Source organism: Agrilactobacillus yilanensis (assembly GCF_003946725.1).
Taxonomy (GTDB): Bacteria; Bacillota; Bacilli; order Lactobacillales; family Lactobacillaceae; genus Agrilactobacillus; species Agrilactobacillus yilanensis.
The window spans coordinates 81,249-102,121 of sequence record NZ_RHOY01000003.1 but is presented as its reverse complement, the minus strand read 5'-3'; the positions used below and the strand labels follow the sequence as shown (position 1 = coordinate 102,121).

At 41.3% G+C, this 20,873-nt stretch carries 18 protein-coding genes; 17 read left to right on the top strand and 1 reads right to left on the bottom strand.

Annotation, left to right across the window (positions count from 1 at the left end):
* Positions 1-14 precede the first annotated feature (14 nt).
* The 7 genes from fmt to EKM93_RS03350 are packed head-to-tail and all read left to right on the top strand — an operon-like array spanning position 15 to position 7,345.
* Positions 15-980 carry a methionyl-tRNA formyltransferase gene (gene fmt / locus EKM93_RS03380; protein WP_125713086.1) on the top strand — a complete coding sequence of 322 codons (966 nt, stop codon included), beginning with the start codon at positions 15-17 and terminating at the stop codon, positions 978-980.
* Positions 964-2,310 carry a 16S rRNA (cytosine(967)-C(5))-methyltransferase RsmB gene (rsmB, locus tag EKM93_RS03375; RefSeq protein ID WP_125713084.1) on the top strand — a complete coding sequence of 449 codons (1,347 nt, stop codon included), beginning with the start codon at positions 964-966 and terminating at the stop codon, positions 2,308-2,310. The genes fmt and rsmB overlap by 17 nt, the downstream gene beginning before the upstream one ends.
* A 10-nt stretch (positions 2,311-2,320) precedes the next feature.
* The gene (locus EKM93_RS03370; RefSeq protein ID WP_125713082.1) at positions 2,321-3,064 is read left to right on the top strand and encodes a Stp1/IreP family PP2C-type Ser/Thr phosphatase; all 744 of its coding nucleotides are present in this window, start codon (positions 2,321-2,323) and stop codon (positions 3,062-3,064) included.
* The gene (gene pknB, locus EKM93_RS03365; protein ID WP_125713081.1) at positions 3,064-5,103 is read left to right on the top strand and encodes a Stk1 family PASTA domain-containing Ser/Thr kinase; all 2,040 of its coding nucleotides are present in this window, start codon (positions 3,064-3,066) and stop codon (positions 5,101-5,103) included. The genes EKM93_RS03370 and pknB overlap by 1 nt, the downstream gene beginning before the upstream one ends.
* Positions 5,104-5,127: 24 nt before the next feature.
* Positions 5,128-6,027, top strand: coding sequence for a ribosome small subunit-dependent GTPase A (gene rsgA / locus EKM93_RS03360; protein ID WP_125713079.1), 900 nt, complete (start codon positions 5,128-5,130; stop codon positions 6,025-6,027).
* Positions 6,028-6,041: 14 nt separating this feature from the next.
* A complete protein-coding gene (gene rpe, locus EKM93_RS03355) occupies positions 6,042-6,695 on the top strand; it encodes a ribulose-phosphate 3-epimerase (RefSeq protein WP_125713077.1) in 654 nt (217 codons plus the stop codon).
* Positions 6,692-7,345, top strand: a complete 654-nt coding sequence (locus tag EKM93_RS03350) for a thiamine diphosphokinase (RefSeq protein ID WP_125713075.1) — start codon at positions 6,692-6,694, stop codon at positions 7,343-7,345. The genes rpe and EKM93_RS03350 overlap by 4 nt, the downstream gene beginning before the upstream one ends.
* Before the next feature lie 46 nt (positions 7,346-7,391).
* Here the strand turns inward: EKM93_RS03350 and rpmB are convergent, their stop codons facing one another.
* Positions 7,392-7,577 (bottom strand): 50S ribosomal protein L28, encoded by a 186-nt coding sequence (rpmB, locus tag EKM93_RS03345; RefSeq protein ID WP_125713073.1) that lies wholly within the window; start codon positions 7,575-7,577, stop codon positions 7,392-7,394.
* Between the two features lie 209 nt (positions 7,578-7,786).
* Between rpmB and EKM93_RS03340 the strand changes: the two genes are divergently transcribed.
* The 10 genes from EKM93_RS03340 to ffh all read left to right on the top strand — a co-directional run bounded on the left by EKM93_RS03340 (position 7,787) and on the right by ffh (position 20,848).
* Complete coding sequence (locus EKM93_RS03340) at positions 7,787-8,155, top strand: Asp23/Gls24 family envelope stress response protein (RefSeq protein ID WP_125713071.1); 369 nt, start codon at positions 7,787-7,789, stop codon at positions 8,153-8,155.
* 30 nt (positions 8,156-8,185) lie between these two features.
* A complete protein-coding gene (locus EKM93_RS03335) occupies positions 8,186-9,859 on the top strand; it encodes a DAK2 domain-containing protein (RefSeq protein ID WP_125713069.1) in 1,674 nt (557 codons plus the stop codon).
* A gap of 86 nt (positions 9,860-9,945) precedes the next feature.
* Positions 9,946-11,976, top strand: a complete 2,031-nt coding sequence (recG, locus tag EKM93_RS03330) for an ATP-dependent DNA helicase RecG (protein ID WP_164506976.1) — start codon at positions 9,946-9,948, stop codon at positions 11,974-11,976.
* Positions 11,977-12,007: 31 nt separating this feature from the next.
* Positions 12,008-13,003 (top strand): phosphate acyltransferase PlsX, encoded by a 996-nt coding sequence (gene plsX, locus EKM93_RS03325; protein ID WP_125713067.1) that lies wholly within the window; start codon positions 12,008-12,010, stop codon positions 13,001-13,003.
* Positions 13,004-13,124: 121 nt separating this feature from the next.
* Positions 13,125-13,376, top strand: a complete 252-nt coding sequence (gene acpP, locus EKM93_RS03320) for an acyl carrier protein (protein WP_125713065.1) — start codon at positions 13,125-13,127, stop codon at positions 13,374-13,376.
* Between the two features lie 295 nt (positions 13,377-13,671).
* On the top strand, positions 13,672-14,373 hold the full coding sequence (gene rnc, locus EKM93_RS03315) for a ribonuclease III (RefSeq protein ID WP_125713063.1): 702 nt from the start codon (positions 13,672-13,674) through the stop codon (positions 14,371-14,373).
* Positions 14,374-14,397: 24 nt separating this feature from the next.
* Complete coding sequence (smc, locus tag EKM93_RS03310) at positions 14,398-17,958, top strand: chromosome segregation protein SMC (RefSeq protein WP_125713061.1); 3,561 nt, start codon at positions 14,398-14,400, stop codon at positions 17,956-17,958.
* A gap of 20 nt (positions 17,959-17,978) precedes the next feature.
* Positions 17,979-19,073, top strand: coding sequence for a signal recognition particle-docking protein FtsY (ftsY, locus tag EKM93_RS03305; RefSeq protein WP_125713059.1), 1,095 nt, complete (start codon positions 17,979-17,981; stop codon positions 19,071-19,073).
* Entirely contained in the window at positions 19,054-19,395 is a 342-nt protein-coding gene (locus tag EKM93_RS03300) for a putative DNA-binding protein (RefSeq protein ID WP_125713057.1), read from the top strand. The genes ftsY and EKM93_RS03300 overlap by 20 nt, the downstream gene beginning before the upstream one ends.
* Positions 19,396-19,411: 16 nt before the next feature.
* Complete coding sequence (gene ffh / locus EKM93_RS03295) at positions 19,412-20,848, top strand: signal recognition particle protein (RefSeq protein ID WP_125713055.1); 1,437 nt, start codon at positions 19,412-19,414, stop codon at positions 20,846-20,848.
* The last annotated feature ends 25 nt before the right edge of the window (positions 20,849-20,873 follow it).

Sequence of the window (20,873 nt, the reverse complement as noted above, 5' to 3'; positions counted from 1 at the left end):
GAAGAGGTAAAACAATGACTTCTGTTATTTTTATGGGTACCCCAGATTTTTCAGTTGTAGTTTTAAAAGGGCTGATCGAGGCTGGCTATGACGTCAAAGCAGTCGTAACGCAACCGGACAAACCGGTGGGCCGCAAACGAAAACTGACACCTTCTCCAGTAAAAGTTTTTGCCCAAACAAAAAATTTACCAGTACTGCAGCCTAGTAAAATGGGGGGCAGTCCTGAAGCGGATGAAATCAAAGCCATTGCACCAGATTTTATTATTACAGCAGCTTTTGGCCAATTTTTGCCAATGTCCGTTTTAAATGCGGCCAAACTGGCAGCAGTGAATGTACACGGTTCTTTATTACCGAAATATCGGGGTGGGGCACCGATTCAAATGTCAATTATTAACGGTGAACCGGAAACCGGGATTACAATTATGTATATGGCTAAAAAAATGGACGCCGGTGACATGCTGGCCCAACAAGCAGTGGCCATTGCACCAGATGAAACTTCGGGGACCTTATTTGACAAATTAAGTCTTGTGGGTCGAGATCTTTTATTAGCCACTTTGCCTAAAATTGAAGCCCAGACGATCACTGGAAAGCCCCAAGATCCTGCTGAAGCGACCTTTGCTTATAATCTGACAGCAGACCAGGAAAAACTCGATTTTACTAAATCAGCCGCTGCGTTAGATCAGCAAATTCGCGGCTTAAATCCAGATCCTGTGGCCTACACGTATTTTGAAAATCAGCGGGTAAAAATTTGGCTCGGGCAGCCGATACCCGTAACGACAACGGCTCAGCCAGGGACTGTGTTAGTTCGGACTAAAAAACAACTGGTTTTAGCTACAGGAGATTCTGAAAACGGGTTAGCCATTTTAGAGTTACAACCCGCCGGCAAAGCAAAAATGCCAATCACTGCCTTTTTAAATGGCGTTGGCCAACACATTCAAGTGGGCGATCAATTAATTACAGGAGATGACGCAAATCGCTAAGACAGCTCGAGCATTAGCCATAGAAGTATTAGAAGCCGTTTTTGAATCAGGAGCTTACTCTAATCTTAAATTAGACCAAGTTTTAAAGCAGCATGAATTATCGCCACAAGACCGTAATTTATTAACAACAATTGTTTATGGCGTTTTACAGCATAAATTGACTTTAGACTTTCAGCTGCAACCGTATTTAAAAAATCCTAAGAAATTAGAGCCATGGGTTTTAATTTTGTTAACCAGCGCGGTTTATCAAATGCACTATTTGGATCGAATTCCAGAACGGGCGGCAATCTTTGAAAGTGTCAAAATTGCTAAAACAAGAGGTCATGCCGGCATTGGCAAGCTCGTCAATGCAGTTTTACGCCATTATCAACGGGCGGGCTGGCGTGAACCTGAAATTATCAAAGACCCTTTACAACGTTACAGTGTGCAATATAGTGTGCCGCTACCTATCGTCAAACTATTGGCGCAGCAACTTAGTGCCACTCGAACGGAACAAATTTTACAAGCAATCAATCAACCGCCTAAAACGAGTTTGCGGGTGAATACGGCCGTGACGAATCAAACGGCTGTCATAGAACAATTAGCTGAAGCGGGGATTACAGCGGAACTCAGTACGCTCTCCCCAGTGGGCCTAGTTGCAGCAGGGGGACATTTGGCAGCCACCGAGCTGTTTCAATCCGGAGCCATTTTGTTGCAAGATGAAAGTGCCCAGTTGGCAGTACCTGCCTTAAACGTCCAGCCGAACGATCAAGTTTTAGATGCTTGTGCGGCACCTGGGGGTAAAACGACCCAAATCGCCACCGCTTTAACCGGGGCAAACGGCCATGTTACGGCGTTAGATCAGTATCCGAATAAAATCAAGTTAATTAATGAAAATGCAAAGCGCCAACAATTAGCTGACAAAATTACAGCACAACGGTTAGATGCCCGGCAAGTGGCTGAAAAATTTGGCCCAGAGCACTTTGACAAAATTTTAGTAGATGCGCCTTGCTCTGGCATCGGCTTAATGCGTCGAAAACCAGAAATTAGATACCGAAAAGAAACGCAAGATTTCAAAAACTTACAAAAATTACAGCTAGAAATTTTAGCCGCTGCAGCAAAAGTTTTGAAAATTGGGGGTCATTTGGTTTATAGTACATGTACTATTGTTTCAGAAGAAAATGAACAAGTGATCACGCAATTTTTAGCAACACATCCAAACTTTGAATTGGAAAAAACGGATACGGCACAAAATGTTAAAGCCGACCGAGCAACCGCTTATTTGACGATTTATCCAGATGATTTTAATTCAGATGGCTTTTTTATCGCTAGCCTAAAAAGAAATAATTGAGGTGGGGACCATGGAATTCGCATATCGGACAGACATCGGGCATAAACGAACGAATAATCAAGATTCTGTAGGTGTTTTTAAAAATGCTGCTGGCGCAGAGATTGCGATTGTTGCGGATGGCATGGGGGGCCATCAAGGCGGCGATGTCGCTTCTGAAATGGTGGTTTCTCATTTAGGCCGCACTTTTGAAGATAACCGTTCTGAAACCGTGGACGAACTAATTCGTTGGTTGATTTTTGAGTTAAATTCGGAAAATGAACGGATACTAGAAAAGGCGTTGCATCATACAGATCTTTCAGGCATGGGCACAACTTTTGTGGCGGTATTAATGGCTAAAGATACGTATATTGTGGCCAATATCGGTGATTCGCGCTGTTATCGTTTTCGGGATGGTGTTTTAAAACAGTTGACAGAGGATCATTCTTTAGTGAACGAATTGGTGAAGCATGGGGATATTACACCAGAAGATGCCAAACATCATCCGCAAAAAAATTTAATCACCCGTTCTCTAGGAATTTCTAAAGACGTGGATGCGGATGTCACAATTTACCATAGTTACGCTAAAGACTATTTATTGCTATGTTCAGATGGCTTGACCAATATGATTACCGATGCCCAAATTCAAACGGTATTGGCAACTGAAAAAACGCTACAAGAAAAATGCGATCAGTTAGTGCAAATGGCCAACGAAAACGGCGGTCTGGATAATATAACGGCCCTCTTACTTTATGATGATTCCGAGGTGAGCAGCTGATGATGGAACCAGGCTATTTGTTAAATGGACGTTATAAAGTTTCTAAACCAATCGGTGAAGGCGGCATGGCCAATGTCTATTTAGCGGACGATCAGCAAACCGGACAGCAAGTGGCAGTTAAAGTTTTACGATTGGATTTACAAAATAATCTTAATACTAAAAAACGTTTCCAAAGGGAAGCTCGGGCATCCCGAAAATTAAACCATCCCAATATTATCAAAGTCTTTGATATCGGCGAAGAAAATGGGATGAATTACATTGTGATGGAATATATTGTGGGTATGGATCTTAAACAATATATTCAAAAAAACTTTCCAATTCCTTATCAAAAAGTCATTGATATCATGGAACAGATTTTATCGGCCGTACAAGTGGCCCATGACCATGATATTATTCACAGAGATTTAAAACCGCAAAACATAATGATCGATAACCACGATCATATTAAAATTGCCGACTTTGGCATTGCGGTCGCGTTACATGACAATTCTTTGACACAGACCAATACGCTATTAGGGTCGGTGCATTACTTATCGCCGGAACAGGCTAAAGGCGGCATGGCAACTAAACGATCGGATATTTACGCGCTAGGCATCATTTTGTATGAATTACTGACCAGCAAAGTGCCCTTTGAAGGCGAATCCGCTGTATCCATTGCTATTAAGCATTTTCAAAGTGAAATACCTTCTGTACAAAAAGCCGATCCTAGAATTCCCCAAGCATTAGAAAATGTTGTCTTGCATGCCACCGCCAAAGACCCAATGGACCGCTACGCTTCTGCGTTGGAAATGCGGACCGATCTGGCAACGTCTTTGGACAAAAAACGCTTAAACGAGCCCAAGTTTGTTCCAACAACGCCCAACTTAGATGAAACAAAAGTCATCACGATTCCCGAAACGGAATTGGTACAAGCAGCCGCCGATGAACAAACCCAAACAATGGCCACTAAAACGGTGGCCCCAGAACAAAAAAAGGCTGCTAAACCTTTTTATAAAAAAAGACGTTTTTGGATTTATGGTGGCATTGTGGCCTTAATTATCATTTTGACCGTAGGCATTGTGTCCGGTTCTTTGAAAAAAAATGTCAGTATTCCAGATCTTTCCGGCATGACCTTATCCCAGGCTAAAACGGCTTTAAATACAAATCAACTAACGATGGGGGATATTTCTAAACAACACAGTGATAGCGTTCAAAAAAACCGGGTTATTCGCACGTATCCTAAAGAGGGTATGGTTGTAAAAGAAAGCAGTAAGGTGGGGTTGTTAGTCAGTTTAGGCCCTAAAAAAGTTGATGTGGGTAATTACGTCGGCCAAAATTATAAGACCGTTAAGAAAAAACTGGAAAAATTAGGTTTTACAGTCCGTAAGAACGCGGTTACCTCTGGTAAATACAGCAAAGGGACCATCGTAAAACAAGATATTCCAGAAGGCAAAGCTGTTGTTCCTGCAAATTCAATTATCACTTTGACCGTGAGCACCGGGGAAGCTGTTTTTAAATTAAGAGATTTAACCAGCTATACACAAAAGAGTGTCCAAGATTATGCCAACGAAAATGGGCTTACTTTGAATTTGAGTTATGAATATTCAGATGATGTGGAAAAAGGACTGGTCATCTCCCAAAATCCAGCGGCAGGCACAGCGGTTAGTAAGGGCAGTACCTTAAATATTGTTTTATCCTTAGGTGAAAAAACGACAAAACCGGAAACGGTGACTTTTTCAAAGACAATAACTATTCCGTTTAGTGCAGCCGCAGTATCGTCGTCATCTTCTAGCAGCCACAGTACGAGTAGTGCCAGTTCAGACAGCAGCAGTACTAGCAGCAGTACTAGCAGTACCAGCAGTGCGCAAGAAAACTATGTGACAATTTTTGTGAAGGATGCCGATCATAGCATTGATGACGTTTACAAGCAGCTGGTAATCACAAAAGACACTTCAGTAACTTTGAGTTTTACCGTAAAGACATCAGATGAAACCGCTTATTATCGGGTTGTTCGAGATGGTGAAGTGATCGTTAGTGATGAGGTTCAGCCAGATAATTAATTTATTAAAAAATTGGAGTGTGTTATGAAAGGTCAAGGCAGAATTGTTAAATTGATTGGTGGTTTTTATTATGTTGAAAATAAGGACACCATCTATCAAACGAGAGCCCGCGGTAATTTTAGAAAAAAAGGGCTAAAACCGATTGTGGGGGACGATGTTATTTTTGAGTCCACCAGTTTAGAAGATGGCTATATTTTAGAACTTTTGCCCCGCCGCAACGCCTTAGTTAGACCACCCGTAGCTAATATTGATCTAGTGATTACTGTAACCTCTTTAAAGGGGCCTGATTTTCAGGCTAATTTATTAGACCGATTGTTGATTGCCCAACACTTTGCTGGGATTAAAACATTGATCTATATTACAAAAGGTGATTTAATCAGTACTACCGAGTTTGCAAAATATCAGCAGTTTTTAAACTATTATCAAAAAATTGGCTATCCGTTAATTATGGCACCAGAAGCCTTTAAACCGGAAAAATTAACCGCACTGCAAGCCCAATTAGGGACACAAACAGCGGTGGTCACCGGCCAATCTGGTGCTGGCAAATCAACGTTATTAAACCATTTAGAACCGCAATTGGCTCTAGCGACCAATGAAATTTCTAAAAGTTTAAATCGGGGGAAACACACGACCCGTCAAGTGGAATTAATGAAAGTTGGTGCTGGTTGGATTGCGGATACACCTGGATTTTCATCGTTGTCAATCACACAAATTCCGTTAACGGCGCTAAAAGATCATTTTATTGATTTTGCAGCATTAAGCGATCAATGTCGTTTTAGAGGCTGTCAGCATGTCAATGAACCTAATTGTGCGGTTAAAGCAGCCGTTGCAGAAGGTACAATTTTACAAGCACGTTACGATAATTATTTACAATTTAGAACTGAAATTGCGGCACAAGATAAGCATCAATATAAGAAAAAATAAGGAGTTTATGGCTTATGAAAATTGCCCCATCCATATTAAGCGCTGATTTTATAAATTTACAAAGAGATGTGGCGGCCTTAGAAGCTGGCGGGGCGGATCTATTGCATATTGATGTAATGGACGGTCATTTTGTCCCTAATTTAGCCTATGGGCCCCAAGTTGTGGCGGCTTTACGGCCAGTGACCACATTACCGCTGGATGTTCATTTAATGGTGGCTCAGCCCGAAAACTTTATTGAAATGTTTGCAAAAGCTGGTGCGGATACTTTATCAATTCATTATGAAAGTACACCGCATATTTACCATGCTTTGCAGATGATTCGACAATTGGGGGTTAATGCCAGCGTAGTGATTAATCCAGGGACACCTGTGGCCGCTTTAAGCGAAGTATTGCCATTAGTACAGCAAGTTTTAGTGATGACGGTTAATCCTGGATTTGGCGGTCAGCAGTTTTTACCCGCTTCAATTCAAAAAATTGAACAATTAGTCCAATTACGACAAGCGACACCGACGTTAGATTTTGACATCGAAGTGGATGGCGGCATTAATGCCCAAACCATTCAACAAGTGGCTGCAGCGGGGGCCAATGTTTTTGTGGCCGGCTCCTTTGTCTTTGAAGCCAATTCACCAAAACAGCAGATTCAAACTTTAAGGGATTTGATCGAATGAAACGGATCAATTTATTATTAGGTGGGCCAATGACCCAATGGCCCACTGTTTTACAGCAACAACCGCAAAGTATTCCTGGTGATTGGCTGGGGGTAGATCGGGGCGCTTTACGTTTATTAAATTTAGGGCGCTTACCGGTTTTAGCGGTGGGGGATTTTGATTCATTAACGCCTGAGGAATTAAAATTAGTGCAGACGCAAGTGGCCGATATTCATTATGCCCAACCGGAAAAAGACGATACGGATAGTGAATTAGGTTTACGGTTAGCTTTTGAAAAATTACAGGCGGATGAAGTGGTGATTTATGGGGCTACTGGGGCACGGATTGATCACTTTTTAGTGAATTTATTGATGCTGTTGGAACCTAGATTTCGAGCTTATGCGCCAAAAGTAAAATTAGTGGACAAACAAAATACGATTCGCTTTTTCTTGGCGGGAGAGCATGTGATCCATCGAGAAAAAGACAAAAAATATTTAGCGTTTATTAATTTGACGCCGATTGATGCTTTTGATATTTTTGATGCAAAATATCGGTTGACCCATAAAAAATTGACCTATGATCGGGCTTATGCCAGCAATGAATTTGTGGGGAATACCGTTCATTTTGCCCTAAGCAATGGGGTTATGTGTGTGATTCAAAGTACGGATTAAGACAACAAAAAAAGGACCGCTAATAGCGAGTCCTTTTTATTTGCGATTAAACGCGTGTTACTTTACCGGATTTTAAAGCACGTGCAGAAACCCAAACGCGTTTAGGTTTGCCGTCTACTAAAATGCGAACTTTTTGCAAATTTGGTTTCCAAGTCCGACGACTTGAGTTTAAGGCGTGAGAACGTTTATTACCAAATTGAGTCTTACGACCAGTGATAAAATCTTTAGCCAATACCATTACCTCCTTCGTAAGATGATTAGGCATCTAATATTTACCAAACTACGTTATCATAAGAACGGCTTCATTGCAAGGTTTTTCTTTAAAGTATTTTTACTTGACAGGGCAATAAAAGCGCTGAATTTTCTTTTAATAACTGGTTAGCTATGCTAAAATCGTTGGTAGTATCAATTTTTTAACACTTTCGTTTAGGAGGATACTTTATGGCTGTTAAAATAAAAACCCGGTATGGAGATATTGATATTTCTAATGACGTGATTGCAACAGTTGTGGGTGGAGCAGCCACGGATATCTACGGTATCGTGGGTATGGCTAGTAAAAATCAAATTCGTGATAACTTAAATACGATTTTGAAACACGAAAATTATAGTCGTGGTGTGGTTGTACGCCAAGAAGCAGATCAAATTGTAGTCAATATCTACATTATTATCAGTTATGGTGTAAAATTATCCGAAGTTGGGCGTAATGTCCAAGATAATGTTAAGTATAATTTGCAGAGTATGCTAGGGATTGACGCTGAGGCAGTAAATATTTTTGTCCAAGGCGTTAAAGTAACTGAAGATCTAGATTAGACCTAGTTTATGTGTACAGGAGGAACATCTTTGAAAGTTAACGAAATCAATGGGGACAAGTTCAAAGACATGATTCGGGTTGCTTCCCATCGTATTAAAAAAAATAGTGAGTTTGTCAACTCGCTGAACGTTTTTCCCGTTCCTGATGGGGACACCGGTACGAATATGAGTCTAACCTTTGCCAGTGGTGCAAAGGCCGTCAATGAAAATCCAAGTCAATCAGTTGGCGAGTTAGGTAAATCTTTGGCGAAGGGGCTATTAATGGGGGCCAGAGGTAATTCTGGTGTCATTTCTTCACAAATTTTTAGAGGTTTCACTAAAAAAATTGAAGGTGAAACAACATTAACCGCTCGTACTTTAGCGGATGCATTCATGGCTGGGGTAGAAACGGCTTATAAAGCAGTGATGAAACCAGTTGAAGGTACAATTTTGACCGTTGCTAGAGAAGGTGCTAAAGCCGGCAATACAGCGGCTAATTCCTCCGACGATGCTGTGGAAGTTTTAAAGGCCGTCATTACAGCTAGTAAAAAGGCATTAGCCAAGACACCGGATTTATTGCCAGTTTTGAAAGAAGTTGGCGTTGTCGATTCCGGCGGCCAAGGTTTAGTCTTTATCTACGAGGGCTTTTTAGAGGGGCTCAGCGGCGAATTAGCTGAAAAGGATATTTATACCCCGGATGAAGCTGAAATGAATGAGATGGTCAATGCGGTCCATCATCGGGCAGTTTCTGGCCAGATCGCTACAGCAGATATCAAATTTGGTTATTGTACAGAAATGATGATTGACTTGACGGCTCAAAAAACTGGGCAGCAAGTTTTTGATTATGAAAATTTCAGAAATTATTTAGATGGTTTTGGGGACAGCTTATTAGTTGTTGCAGATGATGAAGTGGTCAAAGTTCACGTACACACGGAACATCCCGAAGCAATCTTTAGTTATGGTTTACAATTCGGTAGTCTGCAAAAAGTTAAAATTGACAATATGCGGATTCAAAATGAAAATGTGGTTAGTGATGCAGAAACCGCTACGAAGCAAAAACGTGAAAAAGTTGATTATGGCGTAATTGCGATTGCATCCGGCGATGGCTTGACGCAACTGTTCAAGAGCCTAGGCGTAACTTATGTGATCAATGGCGGCCAGACAATGAATCCAAGTACGCAAGATATTTTAGATGCGGTAACGGCGGTTAATGCCAAGCGGGTCATTGTTTTGCCGAATAACAGTAACATTTTCTTGTCGGCAGATCAGGCAGCTGAAGTCAGTGATGTCCCAATTGCTGTTGTCCGGACAAGAACGGTCTTGCAAGGGATGACGGCGATGCTTTCGTTTAATCCTAGTGCGGATTTGGAAGCAAACAAGTCAGAAATGACCGAAGCTTTAGCCGGTGTGGTCAGCGGTCAAGTGACCACGGCAACCCGGGACACTGAAATTGATGGGGTTAGCATTAAGCAAAATGATTTTATCGGCTTAATTGATGGTAAAATCAAAGTTGCAATGGCTGATCGGTTAGCGGCAACAATGCAGATGTTATCAATGATGATTGATGACGATAGCGAAATTGTCACCGTGATTTATGGCGTTGATGGCAGTGAAGCGGAAGCTCAAGAAATCAGTGCGCAATTAGAAGCACAATACGAAGATATTGAAGTTGAAATCCATGAAGGCGATCAGCCGGTATATCCTTATTTGATCGCTGTTGAATAATTTTAATTTAAAATAAGCAATAATCTATGAGGCTGGAGCAAAACAGAAGTTTTGTTTCGGCCTCATGATGGTTGGAAGTGATAGTAGTGGACTTGATGGATCCCATTTCGGTTTTGGAGGGGGTCGGCCCTAAACGGGTACAAACCTTAAAAATATTAGGCATTCAAACAATTTATGATTTGCTATATTATTTTCCATTTCGTTATGAAGACTTACAAGTTAAAGAACTTGCCGATATTACCGATCAAGAAAAAGTAACTTTAAAAGGCATCGTGGTCGCCCAGCCAATTTTAACGCGCTTTGGACCCCATAAGACACGATTAATTATCCGTTTATTAATTCAAGATCAAGTTATTATTGCGACTTTTTTTAATCAGCCGTGGCTAAAAGACAAATTTATTCCGGATAAAGAAATTGCGGTTTTTGGCAAATGGGATCAACGCCGCCGCAGTTTAAACGGGCTAAAAATTTTTACACCAAGCGCTGACGAGGCACAAGGGATGGACGCGGTTTATGGGTTAACAAAAGGGCTGCGGCAATCGACATTGATCAAAATGATTCAGCTGGCTTTTACCCAATATAAGTCGGTGTTAACGGAAAGTGTCCCAGAAGCGATTCGCCAGCATTACCGGCTGTTATCCGAAGCGCAGATTGTGGCCGGGATGCATTTTCCTAAAACAGATGCCCAAGCTAAGGCGGCAAGGCGCAGTGCGATTTTTCGGGAATTCTTTTTATTTGAGTGCCGCATTCAAAATTTACGGCGTCAAGAACGGACTTCAGAAAACGGGTTGGCGTTGCATTATGATTTAGCAGCGGTTCAAGCTTTTATTCAGGAATTACCCTTTGAATTGACAAAAGCTCAGAAAAAAGTGGTAAACGAAATTGCCCGGGATATGAAAAGCAGTCATCAGATGAATCGTTTGTTACAAGGCGATGTGGGCAGTGGGAAAACCATTGTGGCAGCAATTGCCTTATTTTCAGCGGTAACAGCCGGCTATCAGGCCGCGCTGATGGTACCGACTGAAATTTTAGCAACCCAGCATTTTGAAAAATTGAAAGTTCTGTTTGACACAATGACTGTGAAAACAGCTTTACTGACGGGTTCTGCCACAGCAAAAGAACGCCGGGAAATTTATAGTGATTTGGCTGCGGGTAGAATTAATGTGCTGATCGGCACCCATGCGCTGATTCAAGAAAATGTGACGTTTAAAAATCTAGGGTTTGTAGTGATTGATGAACAGCATCGCTTTGGGGTTGCCCAGCGAAAACGGTTACGACAAAAGGGCTTTAGTCCAGATGTGTTGATGATGACGGCTACACCAATTCCCCGGACTTTAGCGATTACAACTTATGGGGAAATGGATGTTTCCACCATTGACCAACTTCCGGCTGGCCGCCAGCCGATACAAACCAGTTGGGTGAAAAGCAATCAGACGAATCAAGTGCAAACTTTTTTGGCGCAACAATTACAGGCGCATAATCAAGCCTTTATTATTTCGCCGTTGATCGAAGAATCCGAATCGTTAGACTTAAAAAATGCACAAGCGTTGTATGACACTTATGTGGCCCGCTTTGAACCCACCTATCGAGTGGCGTTATTACATGGCCAGATGAGTAATAGTGAAAAAAATGAGATTATGACGGCTTTTAGTAATAACGAGGTTCAAATTTTAGTTTCCACAACGGTGGTTGAAGTAGGGGTGGATGTCCCTAATGCCACCATGATGGTGATTTATGATGCGGATCGTTTTGGGCTGTCACAGCTGCATCAATTAAGAGGCCGGGTGGGTCGTGGCAACAAGCGGGCTTATTGTATTTTAATTGCGGATCCTAAAAACGATGTGGCTGTTGCCCGAATGGAAGCGATGGTCGAAACAAATGATGGTTTTGTTTTATCCGAAAAAGATTTAGAATTAAGAGGTCCAGGGGATGTTTTTGGGGCGAAGCAGTCTGGATTACCAGAGTTTAAAGTGGGGAATCCTGTGACGGATTTTAACGTCTTGCAGGCTGCTCAAATTGAAGCGCAGCAAATTTTTAGCAATGACCCTGACTTAAAAAATCATGGGGCATTGCAGACTTATTTACATCAGTATGGCTTGACCAATTCATTAGATTAATTTAAAGGACACACGATAAGGAGCTAAATAGATGAAAATTGCAGTAGATGCAATGGGTGGCGATCATGCGCCTAAAGCAATTGTTGAAGGTGTTTTACGGGCACGGGATGCCACTGAATTTAGGGATACAACGTTTATTTTGTTTGGTGATGAAGCCCAAATTAAGCCGTTGATTTCAGATGGCCATGGGATTGAAATTAGACATACCACAGAAGTGATTACGGGTGAAGATGAGCCAGTGCGTTCTGTCCGTCGAAAAAAACAGGCGTCCATGGTTTTAGCAGCGCAGGCCGTTAAAGATCATGAGGCAGATGCATTTTTTTCTTGTGGGAATACAGGGGCTGTTTTAGCCTGCGGTATTTTTGTTGTCGGCCGGATCAAAGGCATTGAACGGCCAGGGTTAATGCCAACAATGCCAACGATTACCAATGATGCTGGCTTTAATTTACTAGATGCCGGCGCTAATGCCAGCAACAAACCAGAGCATTTACATGAATATGCTAAGATGGGGGCATTTTACGCTGAAGATGTTCGGGGGGTACAAAATCCTAAAATTGGCTTATTAAATAATGGGACCGAATATGATAAAGGTGACGATGTGCACAAGGCAACGTATCAGCTGCTAAAAGACGATCCAGATTTGAATTTTGTGGGCAATGTTGAAGCAACTACCATCTTACAAGGCAGCGCGGATGTCGTTGTAACAGATGGCTTTACGGGAAATGCGGTTTTGAAAACAATTGAAGGTACCGCTGGGGCGATGATGACGTTATTAAAAGATAATTTGATGCATTCCGGCACTAAAGTCAAAATCGGTGCGGCCCTATCTAAACAGGCGTTTAAGGGTGTTAAGGCAAAATTTGATACTTCCCGTTATGGCGGTGCTGTGTTATTAGGCTGTAATGCGCCGGTTGTTAAATCCCACGGGGCTTCGGATAATCGGGCCGTTTATTATGCAATGTTGCAAATTCACGAGATGGTCCGCAAAGATACGGTTACTAAGTTTAAAGATTATTTTGCTAAATAGTTAGGTTAGATCGGCTTTTAACCGATAATTTATTTTGTTGCGTTGTGAAAGTTATGAGAAGGACTAGACAATTATCTAAAAAACGATTAGACTATTTTTCATTAAGAGTTGGAGGCTTAAAATGACTGAACAAGAAATTTTTGATAAAGTTGCTGTAATTTTAGAAGACCGATTTGATTTGGATAAAGATAAAGTGACGAAGACGTTAGACTTTAAAAAAGATTTAGAAGCAGATTCAATTGATATTGTTGAATTTGTCATTGAATTAGAAGATACTTTTGGCGGCGAAATTCCAGATGAGGATGCAGAAGGCATTCAAACCGTTGGCGATGCAGTGGACTACATCAAAGAGCATATGGTTGCTAAAGATTAAAATAAAGCTTTTTAAAAAAGTAATCACTTAAAAGGGTATTTCTGCAAAAGATGATTTTTGTAGACCCTTTTATTTTTTTGGGTTAAAATAAAGCCTTGTGCCGTAAAATGCGGGGACTCATGCTTTAGCCTGATTTTTGAATCACCGGCAAAGAAAACATGCGTTAGGGGCTAAATTTTGGTAAAATTAAGTGTTACGTTAATTTGCTTTTTTAATGTATTTATAACGGTATAGATATAAGAAAAAATCAAATTTAACGGTGAATTTAAAACAAAAAATAGAGGAGAGTTAACGAATGATACAAGACCTTGCAAACGAGCTACGTTTAAATTACGATATCGAATTTAAAGATCTCAGTTTATTGGATGAAGCGTTCACCCATTCGTCTTTTGTCAATGAGCATCGAGAATTAAACATCAAAGACAATGAGCGGTTGGAATTTTTAGGGGATGCTGTTTTAGAGTTAACGGTTTCAGAACATTTATTTAAGCAATTTCCAGATTTGCCAGAAGGTAAACTGACAAGAATGCGGGCGTCAATTGTGTGCACGAAAGGCTTCAGCAGCTTTGCTCGAGAAGCGCATTTTGACAAATATATTCGTTTAGGTAAAGGTGAAGAAATGATGGGCGCCAGAGACCGAGACACGCTGTTGGAAGATTTATTTGAAGCGTTCAATGGGGCGTTGTACTTAGATCAAGGTAAAGCAGCGGTTGTGAAGTTTATTCAGCAGATCATTTTTCCTAAAATTGATGTGGGTCAGTTTAATAACTTTACAGATTATAAGACAGCTTTACAGGAACGCTTACAAGTCAATGGGGATGTGACCATTGAATACAACACGTTATCTGAAGACGGCCCGGCACATCAGCGGGTATTCCATGTCAACGTTTCAGCTGATGGTAAGATTTTAGGTGAAGGTCAAGGCCCTAGTAAAAAAAGAGCCGAACAGTCTGCTGCAGAAACAGCGTTATCTAAAATCAATCAAGGCCAAATATAGATTGATTAACTGGAGTGCTAGTATATGCCATTATCGTCATTAAAAATTGTTGGCTTTAAGTCTTTTGCCGAGCCAACAACATTAGAATTTACACAAGGTGTCACCGGTATTGTGGGCCCCAATGGCAGCGGTAAGAGTAACATTACGGAAGCTGTTCGTTGGGCCATGGGGGAGCAGTCTGCCAAAGGGTTACGGGGCGAGCGCATGTCGGACGTGATTTTTGCCGGAACGCAGCTGCGGCCAGCATTAAATTTGGCAGAAGTCACTTTGAATTTTGATAATCGGGACCGGGCGTTAAAAATGGACCAGGATACATTAGTCGTGACCCGCAAAATTTTTCGTAATGGAGACAGCGAGTTTTATATTAACAAAAAGGCTTGCCGCTTGAAGGATATTACCAATTTATTTTTAGATTCAGGTCTGGGCAAAGCTTCTTTTTCAATTATTTCACAAGGTCAAGTTGAGGCTATCTTTAACAGTCGGCCTGAAGATCGGCGCACGATTATTGAGGAAACAGCAGGTGTCCATCAATATAAAATTCAAAAAGATGCTGCGCTACAGAAACTAGAAAAAACCGGGGACAACTTAAATCGGGTTGAAGATATTATTAATGAAATTGAGACCCAGTTGGAACCGCTACATGAACAAAGCAGTTTGGCCAAAGAGTATATTGAGCAAAAAGGTCAATATGATAAGTTATATCAAGCTTGGTTAACGTTGAATATTGATCAAAAAAATACGTTAAAATTGGCGACAGAAACGCAGCTGGAAACGTTAGAGACGACGTTAGAAAAATTAAAAACAACGCGGACTGAGCTCTCAGAAACTTTAGCGCAAAATCAGCACAGTCAAACGGCCACTGATCAGCAGTTAGATGCGCAACAACAGCAATTAGTAACCACTACAAAAGCGTTGGAAGCACTCAAAGGCCGCGTAAATGCCACCGATCAACAACATAATCAAATCGGCAGTCAGATTCAAGAGTATCAAACGCAATTGCAAGCTTATACAGCCGAACAGCAGCAGCTAACAACGGCTAAAACGGCTTTAAATGCAGCAGCGGCTACGCTAGATCAGGCGGCTAAAGATTTAAAAACCGAAATTACGTTACTGCAAGCCCAAGCTGGAGATTCAAAAGATGATTTGGCCGCCAAACTGCAAGATCAAAATGATCATTATTTAGATTTATTGCAGCAACAGGCGCAAATTCGCAACAGTTTAGTAATGCTGGACAAGCAAAATCAAGTTTTGGAAAACCAAATCCAGCGATTAACAGCGCAACATCAAGCTAAGACAGCGGCTTATGAAAAATTTGCGGCTCAGATTAAAACGGTTAAAGCTAACGTTCAAGATGGTCAAAAGCAATTTGATGCGATGACCGCACAAATCGAAACGCTACAGCACCAACAGCAGCAATTGGACCAGCAGTATCATCAAGCCAATCAAGATTTATTGCGGGCGACTGAAATTTATCAAAAAGCCCAAACGAAATTGACGGGTTTACAAGAATTACAAAATAGTTTTAATGGCTTTTATCAAGGGCCTAAGTATATTTTGCGGCGTAAAGCTCAAATTGCCGGCGTTCAAGGGGCAGTGGCCGAATTAATCACGGTTCCTGAGACGTATCAAACCGGGATTGAAACGGTCTTAAACAGTCAATTGCAAAATATTGTGGTGCAAAGTGAAGCGGTGGCCAAGACTTGTATTGAGCTATTACGTAAGGATCATCAAGGTCGAGCCACTTTTTTACCGCTGGATAGCATCAAACAATTTTCGGTGGCCACAGCCGTTAGTCAGCAGTTAACGGGCCAGCCGGGTTATTTAGGTACCGCTGCTGACCTTGTGCAAGTCCAACCTCAGTATCAAAAAGTAGCGCAGCATTTGTTGGGTACGGTGTTGATGGTGGATACTTTGGAACATGGGATTCAAATTGCCCGTTTGATTCATCGGCGCTATCGAATCGTCACGTTAGCTGGTGATTTACTCAGCACTAGCGGCGCCATGTCCGGGGGTGCTTTGGCTCGGAACAGCAGTAATTTATTGCAGCAAAACCGACAGATTGAAACGGCGAAGGTTCAAATTGCTAAAATGTCGGTGGCTTTGGATCAAAAACAAAGTGCTGTGGCAGCACAAAAGGCCCAGTTGACCACATTAGATCAAAAGATTCAAACATTGCAAGTTCAGCAAAAGTCGGATAATACCGCCTACAGTCAATATCATGACGAACTGACTAATTTGGAAAATGAAGCAGATTATGCACAGCGGGAATTAAAAACGCTGGCTTATAATTTGGAGACGTCTAAAGAACAAGCCGAGGATTTGCAAACAGAAATTGCAGAGAACCAAGCGCAGCAAGCAACGACGGTAACGGCAATTGCAACAACGAATGAAAAAATTGCAGCCTTAAAAACGGCTTTGGCGGATTATGATGAGCAACGTTTTGAAAACAATACGCAATTGAATCAAAAGCTCATTCAAAATTCAGCGTTATTAGAACAAATTAAAAGTTCAAAGCTGCAATTAACCACCAATCAAAGTCGGCAAACTGCAGTAAGTGCGCAAATTGAAACATTAACGCAAAAGATAGCAGATTTGACAGCACAAAATTCAAACCGGTTAACGTCGCAAGCTGAAGTAAAACAGCAGTTGACGGTGACTGAGGCAAAATTAAAAACGACAACAGCCGCTGTTAAAAAATTACAAACCCAGCGGCAAGCGTTACAAACATTGGTAGCTGAACAACAGCAACAATTAACGCGCCAAGTTGAATTGGTCGAGAATACAAAAACAGAATTGGCGACAAACCGTCAGAAACATGAGTTATTAGTGCAGCAGATTACAGAACATTTGACGACACTGGAGACGGATTATCACGAAACCTATCAAGCTTCAAAAGCCAAATTAAAAACACTGCCTTCATTAGCGCTTTCGGAGATCAATCAGCAGTTAAAATTATTAAAACGGGGTTTAGATGATATTGGACCTGTGAACTTAAATGCGATTGATGACTACAGCCGGACAAAAGCCCGCTATGACTTTTTGACCCAGCAGCGTGATGATCTATTGACGGCTAAAGAAACATTGATGGCGACGATCCATGAACTGGATGCTGAAGTCAGCCAGCGATTTGAACAGACGTTTAAAGAAGTTTCTCAAGCCTTTAGTGAGATTTTTCCACAAATGTTTGGTGGTGGACAGGCACGGCTGAGCTTAACGGAACCAGAAGATATGTTAACAACCGGTGTAGAAATTAATGCCCAGCCGCCTGGCAAAAAATTGCAACGGTTAAGTCTTTTGTCCGGTGGAGAACGGGCATTAACAGCGATTACCGTTTTGTTTGCCATTATTAAAGTACGGCCGGTGCCATTTTGTATTTTGGATGAAGTTGAAGCGTCGTTAGATGATGCCAATGTGGATCGTTATGCGGACTTTTTAAAAACTTATGATGTGCAGACCCAATTTATTGTGATTACCCATCGAAAAGGGACGATGATGCGGGCGAATCGCTTGTATGGTGTTACAATGGAGGAATCAGGTGTTTCAAAAATTGTCTCGGTAGCACTGACAGATCAAATTTCAGGGTAAAACCTAAAAGGAGGAAAATTTTGGGCTTATTTGATAAAATCAAGCAGGCTTTTACCGGTAAACCACAGGAAACTCAAGAACCGGAACAAGTCGAAACAACACAGAAATATGACGAAGGGCTTAAAAAATCCCGCCAAACGTTTGGTGAACGGATTAATGCGTTATTTGCTAATTTTCGGACGGTTGATGAAGCGTTTTTTGATGATTTAGAAGAGATGCTGATTGAATCGGATGTGGGTTATGAAACCGCGTTAAAAATCAGTGAAGCCTTACGTGAAGAAGTAAAATTAAAAAATGTCAAAAAGACAAATGAAGTTTCACAAGTTATTGTTCAAAAATTAGTGGACATTTATGGTGAAGCCGGGGAAAGTGAAGATAATACTTTACACTTTGCAGAAGCCGATGAACCAACTGTATTCTTATTTGTTGGGGTCAATGGTGCCGGCAAAACCACAACGATTGGTAAATTAGCCCATCGTTATCAGCAAGCAGGCAAAAAAGTGCTGCTGGCTGCCGGTGATACATTTAGAGCTGGTGCCATTGAACAGCTGCAAGAATGGGGTCAACGGGTGAATGTGCCTGTAGTTGCCAGCAAAGCAGGCAGCGACCCGGCATCCGTCGTTTTTGATGCGGTTAAAGAGGCCAAGGCACAGCAAGCAGATATTTTATTAGTGGATACTGCCGGCCGCTTGCAAAATAAAGTAAACTTAATGAAAGAGCTTGAAAAAATAAAGCGCGTCATTCAAAAAGAATTGCCGAATGCGCCACAAGAAGTACTTTTAGTCTTGGATGCAACAACCGGTCAAAATGCCTTGTCACAAGCTAAACAATTTAACGAAACCACGAAGGTTACTGGGATTGTGCTGACTAAATTAGATGGCACCGCAAAAGGCGGCATTGTCTTAGCGATCCGAAATGAACTGCATATTCCAGTTAAAATGGTGGGCTTAGGGGAGCAGATGGATGATCTGCAAAACTTTGAGGCAGATGAGTTTATCTATGGCTTATTTAAGGGCTTGATTGTTGAACCTGAGGCACAAGCAGCAATTGAAACAGAAACGGAACCAACAACGGCAGAAGATAAGGGTGAAACCGATGGAACTGGCGAAAAATAATCGCATTAATGAATTGTTTGATTTTTATGGTTCATTATTAACGACTAAGCAGCATGACTATATCCAGTTTTATTATCGAGATGATTATTCTCTAGGCGAAATTGCGGAAACATTTTCGGTAAGCCGACAAGCGGTGTATGATAATATTCATCGAACTGAAGCAATTTTGAATGATTACGAAAAAAAGTTAAAATTATATGCTCATTATCAAGAACAAGCAAAAGCAACGGAACAGCTGCAAGATTATATTGCAAAAAATCATCCAGATGATAGAGTATTAATTAACTTAGTGCAACAAATTGAAACGACATTAGATGATTAAGAAGGAATGATGAATTTTGGCTTTTGAAAGTCTGTCAGATCGGCTCCAAAATGCCATTGGCAAACTCCGTAAAAAAGGGAAAGTAACTGAAGCTGACGTCCGCGAAATGATGCGGGAAGTCCGGTTAGCGCTCTTGGAGGCCGATGTTAATTTTACAGTCGTTAAGGATTTTGTAAAAAAAGTACGTGAACGTGCCGTTGGTGCAGAAGTTTTAGATAGTTTGACGCCTGCGCAACAAATTGTCAAAATTGTTAATGATGAATTAACGAAGACAATGGGTGAAGAGGCAGTGCCGTTAAATAAATCCCCTCATATCCCAACGATCATTATGATGGTTGGGCTTCAAGGGGCCGGGAAAACAACGACCGCTGGTAAATTAGCAAATTATTTAATTAAAAATCAAAAAGCACGGCCGTTAATGATTGCGGCCGACGTTTATCGGCCAGCCGCTGTGGACCAGTTGAAAACAATTGGCCAGCAGTTAGATGTCCCTGTTTTTGATATGGGCACGGATCATGATCCTGTAGAAATTGTGAAACAAGGGATGATTCAAGCTGATTTACAAAAAAATGATTATGTCATTATTGATACGGCCGGTCGGCTGCAAATTGACGAGAAGTTAATGACCGAGTTGGAAAACATTCAAAATGAAGTTCACCCAACTGAAATTTTACTGACAGTTGATTCGATGACCGGGCAAGCAGCAACAGAGGTGGCCAAGGGTTTTGATGAACAATTAAACATCACTGGGGTTGTTTTAACGAAATTAGATGGGGATACCCGTGGTGGGGCTGCTTTATCTATTCGTGAAGTGACTGGTAAACCGATCAAATTTACCGGGCAAGGTGAAAAATTAGATCAATTAGATGTCTTTTATCCAGATCGAATGGCAAATCGGATTTTAGGCATGGGGGATATGCTGTCCTTAATCGAAAAGGCACAAACGGATTATGATGAACAGCAAGCCCAAGAAATGGCCGATAAAATCAAAGAAAATAGTTTTGATTTTAACGACTTCTTAGATCAAATGGATCAAATTCAAAAAATGGGGCCTGTGGATGAATTAATGAAGATGATTCCCGGGTTAGCCAATAATCCGGCGACTAAAAATTTGAATGTGTCTTCTAAAGACTTAGATCATATTAAGGCTATTGTCTATTCAATGACGCCGCAAGAGCGGGAAGAACCAAACTTACTAAATCCTAGCCGAAAACGGCGGTTAGCAGCCGGTGCCGGCCGGCCGATTGCGGAAGTGAATCGAATTATTAAACAATTTGAGACTTCTAAAAAGATGATGCAGCAAATGTCTAAAGGCAATATGAACGGCATGGAGAATTTATTTGGTAATGGGGTGCAAGGCCGTTTGGGTAAAATGGCCTTGCATTCAATGGCTAGAAAGCAAAAGAAAAACAAAAAGAAGCGCTTAAAAAACGCAAAAAGATTTAAATCTTAAACTGTAAAGAAAAAACTCTTTACAT